Raw genomic sequence first — 5,643 nt, 5'->3', positions numbered from 1 at the left:
GAGGCGCCGGCCCAGACCGGCCCGGGGAGGAGTCACCGATGTTCCGAGGATTTGCCACCGTCAGCTTCTACGCCGACGACCTCGCCGCCGCGAGCGCCTGGTACGCCGAGCTGTTCGGCGTCGATCCGTACTACGCGTTCCCACCACCGCCGGAGCAGCCCGCGTACGTGGAGTTCCGCGTCGGCGACGACGAGGACGAGCTCGGCATCATCCACCGCCGCTACGCCCCGCCCGGCGCGGCCAACCCGCCCGGCGGGGCGGTGGTCTACTGGCACGTGGACGACCTACCCGCCACCGTGGAGCGGCTGCGTGAGCTGGGTGCCGCCGAGTACGAGCCGGTGACGAAGCGGTCGGAGGACTTCACGACGGCCTCCTTCGTCGACCCGTTCGGCAACGTCCTGGGCATCATGCACAACCCGCACTGGCTGCAGATCGCGGCAGCGCGTGACGGCGCCCGCTGAGACCGGCGCGGGGTGATGCTCGCGGCGAGGCGCTGCGGGAGCGCTTCCCGCCGAGAGGCCGCCGGCCCCCGCTGAGAGCCTGCCGGCCACGCCCCCGATGAGACGCCGATCGGTCGCAGAACGTCCGTTCACGGTGGGTGAAGGGACGTTCTGCGACCGATCGATCCGAGGAGGGGGACCCGGGGAGGCCACGAGGCAGACGCCCTCCCGGCCGGTGGGCGGAGGCCGTCCCGGCCGGTGAGTGGAGGCCTCCGCCGGTGGGGCGGAGGCCGCGGCCGGTGGGCGAGGCCGTCGGCCGGTGGCTCCGTCGGACGACCGTCAGGCGTACCAGGCGGTCAGCCGCTTCTCCGCCCAGTTGACGAACTCGTTGAGGATGACGGCGATGACCATGATGAACACCGCCATCGCCCACACCGAGGGGAAGTTGCTCTCGTCGCCGTACTTGGCGGCGAGCCCGCCCAGGCCGATGAGGGCGATGAACATCTCGCCGTTGATCATGCCCTTGACGGCGCGGCCCACGCTGAGCCGGATCCCGGCCAGGATGAGCGGCACCGCCGCAGGCAGGATGACCCGCCGCACCGTCGCCGCCCGGGAGGCGCCGAAGGACGCGGCCATGTCGATGAGCGGGTCGTCCACGTCCCGGATCCCTGCCGCCGTGTTGATGATGATGATGAAGAGCGCGTACATCACCACGACGGCGATACGGGTGGTGTCGGACAGCCCGAACGCGGCGAAGAGGATCGGGGCGAAGGTCAGCGCCGGCACGAAGAGCATCGCGTTGACGTAGATGTCCAGCGCGGTGAAGATCCGCGTGGACAGCCCCATGGCGATGCCGATGGCCAGGCCACCGACCAGCGAGATCCCGAACCCGATGGCGAGCGACCGGAAGCTGGCGACGAGGTGCGGCTGGATGACGCCGTCGCCGAAGAGCCGGCCGAGCTGGACGGCCACGGTGCTGAACGGCGGCAGCCACTGCACCCGCAGGATGTGTCCGAGCACCTCCCACAGGACGACGATGACCGCGATGCCGGCCCAGCTCGACAGCCGGCGCCCCAGCGTGGCCAGCACCCTCGGGGTGCGCGACGCCGGGGTGATGACCTTGGCCGGGTCGGCCACTGCGGTGCTCATGCCGCTGCCTCGTGCATGTCCCGCAGCCTCTCCCACAGGTACTCCTTGAGCCGGACGAGCTCGGGGCTGCGCTCGGCGCTCTCGGGGCTGCGCGGGCGGGGGAGGTCGACGTCGATGACCTCCTCGATCTTCCCCGGCCGGGCGGACATGAGGACGATGCGGTCGCCGAGGAGCACCGCTTCCTCCATGTCGTGGGTGACGAAGATGACCGTGCGCTGGTCCGCCTGCCAGATGTTGAGCAGCTCCTCCTGCATGTAGCGGCGGGTCTGCTGGTCCAGCGCGCCGAAGGGCTCGTCCATCAGGAGGATCGGGGCCTCCACGGCCAGCGCTCGGGCCAGGCCCACCCGCTGCTGCATGCCGCCGGACAGCTCGCGCGGGTACTTGTTCTCGAAGCCGCGCAGACCCACCTTCTCGATGTACTGGCGCGCCTTGGCGAGGCGTTCGGCCTTGGGCACGCCCTGGAGCTCGAGCCCGAAGGCGACGTTGGTCTCGACGTTCTCCCACGGCAGGAGCGCGAAGTTCTGGAAGACGATCGCGGACTTCTGGTGCGGGCCGGTCACCCGGGCGCCGTCGATGGTGATGAGGCCCTCGGTGGGCTTGACGAGCCCGCCGACGGCGCGCATCAGCGTCGTCTTCCCGCAGCCGGAGGGGCCGATGACGGTGATGAACTCGTTCTTCTTGATCGTGAGGTTGACGTCCTTCAGGGCGACGGTCTCGCCGCGGCCCTCGCTGACGTAGCGGTGGTTGACGTTCTCGATGGAGATCATGAGGAGGGTCCTTGGGGTGTGGAGGTCGCCGGCTTACTTCCAGCGCTGGGCGCGGCGCTCCAGCGCCTGCATGAGGAGGGCCAGCACGATGCCCTCGACAGCCACTGCGATGGTGATCGCGTAGAGCTTGTCGGACTGGAAGAAGCCCCGGTAGTCGAGCATGTGGGCGCCGATCCCGATGGGCAGCATGATGAGCTCGACGATGACCATGCCGGCGAACGCGCGGCCGAGGCCCGTGCGCAGCCCGGTCATGATCGCCGGCAGGGCCGCCGGGATGAGCACCCGGCGCCACAGCTGGGACTCGGTGGCCCCGAAGGAACCGGCCATCTCCACCAGCGACTGGTCGACGGCGCGCACACCGGCGCGCACGTTGGTGGCGATGAAGACCCAGCTGAACAGCACGATGATGAACACCCGCGGCGAGAGCCCGAGGCCCATGGCGACGAGCACCACCGGGATGAGCGGGGCGATCGGCAGCGCCAGGCTGAGCGCGACGATCGGACCGAAGGCGCGGTCGACCGGCTTCCAGCGCGCCATCGCCAGGCCGAGGGGCACGGCGAGGACGACGGCGACCGGGTAGCCGAGGACGAGCGCGACGTTCGACGTCGCCATGGCCGGCCACAGCTCACCGGTGACGACGGTGATCTCCCACAGGGCCGCCATCGCCTCGGTGAAGGTCGGCATGAGGATGGAGTCGGTCCGTCGCGCGGCGACCTCCCACAGGAGGGCGAACACCACGATGGTGGCGGTGCGCACCGCCCAGACCTCGCCCTTGCCGAGCTTCGCCCGCAGCTGGACGCGCGGGGTGGAGGGCAGCTCGGGCAGCTCCTTCGTGGCAGCTGCTGGACTGGCCATGGTTGTCACCGTGCGAGCTCGACGTCGGCGACCTGGTCGGCGGTCAGCGACTCGGAGACCGCGCCTGCCTCCTGGTAGAAGGCGAGCGTCGCGTCGATGCTGTCCGGGCTCAGGGCCGAGCTCTCCGGGAAGGTGCCGTCGTCGACGAGCGCGGCGAGGATCGGCTCGACGTCGGCCTTGTCCGCATCGAGGATCTCGGCAGCGGTCTCGGCGAACGCGGCCGGGTCCTGGCGGACGGCGGCGAACTGCTCGTCGAGCGCGGCGAGCAGCGCCTTGGCGGCCGGGCCGGCGTCGTCGCTGCGCTTGCCGTCGATGACGATCGTCTGGGTGAGCAGCTGGGACTGGGTCTCGGACAGGGCGTCCAGGACGTGGGCGACCGACGGGTCGACGTCGACGGACATCCAATCCTCGATCCGGACGATGGTGCCGTCGATCTGGCCGTCGAGGAGCGCGGTCACGCGGTTGCCGGACCCGGAGATGACGACGAACTCGGGCGAGGCGTCGGGGCAGGTCTCGGCGAGGTAGCGGCGCAGGTGCGCGGTGCTCGTGGAGCCCTCGGAGTGGTAGGCGACGGTCCGGCCGTCGAGGTCGGCGCAGGTCGCGACGTCGGCGGAGGCGACGATGAGGTAGTCGAGGATGTTGTTGTTCCCGACCATGAGGAGCTCGGCGCCGTTCTCGTTGGCGGCCATGACGGTGGCCGGGCCCATCGAGGCGATGTCGATGTCACCGCCCATGAGGGCCTGGGTCTGGACGTCGGGGGAGTCGAACTCGATGTACTCCGTCTCCCAGCCGTCCTCCTCGAGGGACTCGAGCGCGGCGATGATCGGGGTGTCGGTGGGGCCGATGGTCCCGGGGAAGCCCAGGGTGAGCGACTTGTCGCCCGAGGCGTCTGCGTCGCCGCCCGAGCCGCAGGCGGCGAGGGCGAGGGTGCCGGCCAGGAGCAGACCGACGGAGGGGAGGGTGCGCTTGCGGGACATGGTGGACAAGACTCATTAGTCGTTGTTGACCATCGTCGTCGGTGACGGACGTGGCGGTCATCGGTGATCGGCGTCACGGAGTGTACAGGATTTCGTATCAGATACGAAAAGTGAGTTTTGCCTGCGATGGCGCGGATTCGCAGGGTCGTCCAGTTGGTGAGAATGACCCCGGAGTGTCCGGTGGGAGCGGGAACCGGGCGCCGGGGTGGTGGGTGGCCGGGCGTCGGGCGTGCCCGGTGATACGAGCGGCCCGGTCTGGGAGCGGCCCGGTGATGGGGGTGGCCCTGCCGTGGGGGCGGCCCGGCGTGGGGGCGGTCCCACCGTGGGGGCGCCCTGGTGATGGGGGTGGCCCTGCCGTGGGGGCGGCCCGGCGTGGGGGCGGTCCCACCGTGGGGGCGGCCCGGTGATGGGGGCGGCCCCGCCATGGGGGCGGCGCACCGGGTGTCGCAGGGGGCGCGGGCGCAGCGATGTCGTCACCCGGCGGAGGGCACACCTGTCCCCTCGTCGCTCTGTGGTGCTTCGATGAGCCAGCCGTGGCGGTCGTAGAAGAACCACTCGCCCTTCGAGCGGGCGATGGTGATGCCGTGGGCGTGCACCCAGTCGTGGTGATGCCAGCACAGGAGGATGCCGAGCTCGACGCTCGTGGGGCCGCCGTCGCGGTACCACTGGAGCGAGTGGTGGATCTCTCCGAACCCTGGTGGCTCGTCGCAGCCGGGGTACCGGCACGTGCGATCTCGGGCGACGATGGCCCTGACCATGTGAGCCGGGAAGATCCGCTGCTCCCGACCGGCGTCGAGGACGGTCGACTCCGGACCGAAGACCACGCGGGAGAGGCCGGAGTCGCAGGCCAGCCGGGCGAGGAGCGCCGGTGGGATCGGGGTGCCGTCCTCCAGCGTGGCCGGCTCGACTCCGACCATGGCGCTGGGGTCGACGGCTGCGGAGATGACGTGGTCGTCCCCAGGACTCCATTGCTGGTGCCACTCTCGCGCCGGGGCGGAGAGCTCGAACAGGTCCTCCTGCCGGTGGGGGTCACGAGGGCCGCCGACCTGCGTGAAGGTGGACTCGGCGTCGAACCCGAAGGCCGCGCCGGCACTGTGCGGTGTGCCGTCGGAGCGCTGCGGGGGTCTGGCGGACCCTGTTGCGGCGGCCAGCGTGCGGATCGTCTCCATCGTCATCGTCACCGTGAGGTGGGGACGGATCCGCGAGTGCTTCCCCAGCAGCCCGGCATCCAGTGACTGGCGGGCGAGGGAGGTGAGGGCGGCGGCGCGGCGCTGCGCCGGGGTGCGCTCGTCGTCCTTCGCCTTGCGACCCATGTGGGCGCGCAAGGCGGTCTCCACCACCTGCCCGGACGCGGTGTCCAGCCAGCCGGCGAGGTGGTAGCCGTCGAGCGTGCGGGCCAGCGTCAGCTGCTCCTTGGTTCCGGCGTCGCGCCACGCGCGGTCTGAGCCCTCCGGG

6 protein-coding genes are annotated in these 5,643 nt (G+C 71.0%); 1 reads left to right on the top strand and 5 read right to left on the bottom strand.

The window, feature by feature from the left end; genetic code table 11:
• Nucleotides 1–38 precede the first annotated feature (38 nt).
• Complete coding sequence (locus tag Q0195_RS01390; protein WP_299273552.1) at nucleotides 39–461, top strand: VOC family protein; 423 nt, start codon at nucleotides 39–41, stop codon at nucleotides 459–461.
• A 318-nt stretch (nucleotides 462–779) separates the two neighbouring features.
• Here the strand turns inward: Q0195_RS01390 and Q0195_RS01385 are convergent, their stop codons facing one another.
• The 5 genes from Q0195_RS01385 to Q0195_RS01365 form a co-directional block, all read right to left on the bottom strand.
• Complete coding sequence (locus tag Q0195_RS01385; protein WP_299273550.1) at nucleotides 780–1,589, bottom strand: ABC transporter permease; 810 nt, start codon at nucleotides 1,587–1,589, stop codon at nucleotides 780–782.
• Entirely contained in the window at nucleotides 1,586–2,356 is a 771-nt protein-coding gene (locus Q0195_RS01380; protein ID WP_299273547.1) for an ABC transporter ATP-binding protein, read from the bottom strand. Before Q0195_RS01380 ends, Q0195_RS01385 begins: the two co-directional genes overlap by 4 nt.
• A gap of 33 nt (nucleotides 2,357–2,389) precedes the next feature.
• Nucleotides 2,390–3,211, bottom strand: a complete 822-nt coding sequence (locus Q0195_RS01375) for an ABC transporter permease (protein WP_299273544.1) — start codon at nucleotides 3,209–3,211, stop codon at nucleotides 2,390–2,392.
• Between the two features lie 5 nt (nucleotides 3,212–3,216).
• A complete protein-coding gene (locus Q0195_RS01370; protein ID WP_299273541.1) occupies nucleotides 3,217–4,188 on the bottom strand; it encodes an ABC transporter substrate-binding protein in 972 nt (323 codons plus the stop codon).
• A gap of 473 nt (nucleotides 4,189–4,661) precedes the next feature.
• Nucleotides 4,662–5,643: HNH endonuclease signature motif containing protein (locus tag Q0195_RS01365; RefSeq protein WP_299273538.1), on the bottom strand; the 982-nt coding region annotated here is incomplete at its 5' end.

Origin of the sequence: uncultured Georgenia sp. (assembly GCF_937958535.1) — a bacterium.
Classification (GTDB): Bacteria; Actinomycetota; Actinomycetes; order Actinomycetales; family Actinomycetaceae; genus Oceanitalea.
Note: the sequence above shows the minus strand (reverse complement) of the source record. Positions and strands in the feature narration are given on the sequence as shown.

Bases quoted from the DNA above. Each gene is read 5' to 3' on its own strand.
- Q0195_RS01385 (WP_299273550.1), bottom strand. From the start codon at position 1,589: ATGAGCACCGCAGTGGCCGACCCGGCCAAGGTCATCACCCCGGCGTCG.
- Q0195_RS01390 (WP_299273552.1), top strand. From the start codon at position 39: ATGTTCCGAGGATTTGCCACCGTCAGCTTCTACGCCGACGACCTCGCC.
- Q0195_RS01375 (WP_299273544.1), bottom strand. From the start codon at position 3,211: ATGGCCAGTCCAGCAGCTGCCACGAAGGAGCTGCCCGAGCTGCCCTCC.
- Q0195_RS01370 (WP_299273541.1), bottom strand. From the start codon at position 4,188: ATGTCCCGCAAGCGCACCCTCCCCTCCGTCGGTCTGCTCCTGGCCGGC.
- Q0195_RS01380 (WP_299273547.1), bottom strand. From the start codon at position 2,356: ATGATCTCCATCGAGAACGTCAACCACCGCTACGTCAGCGAGGGCCGC.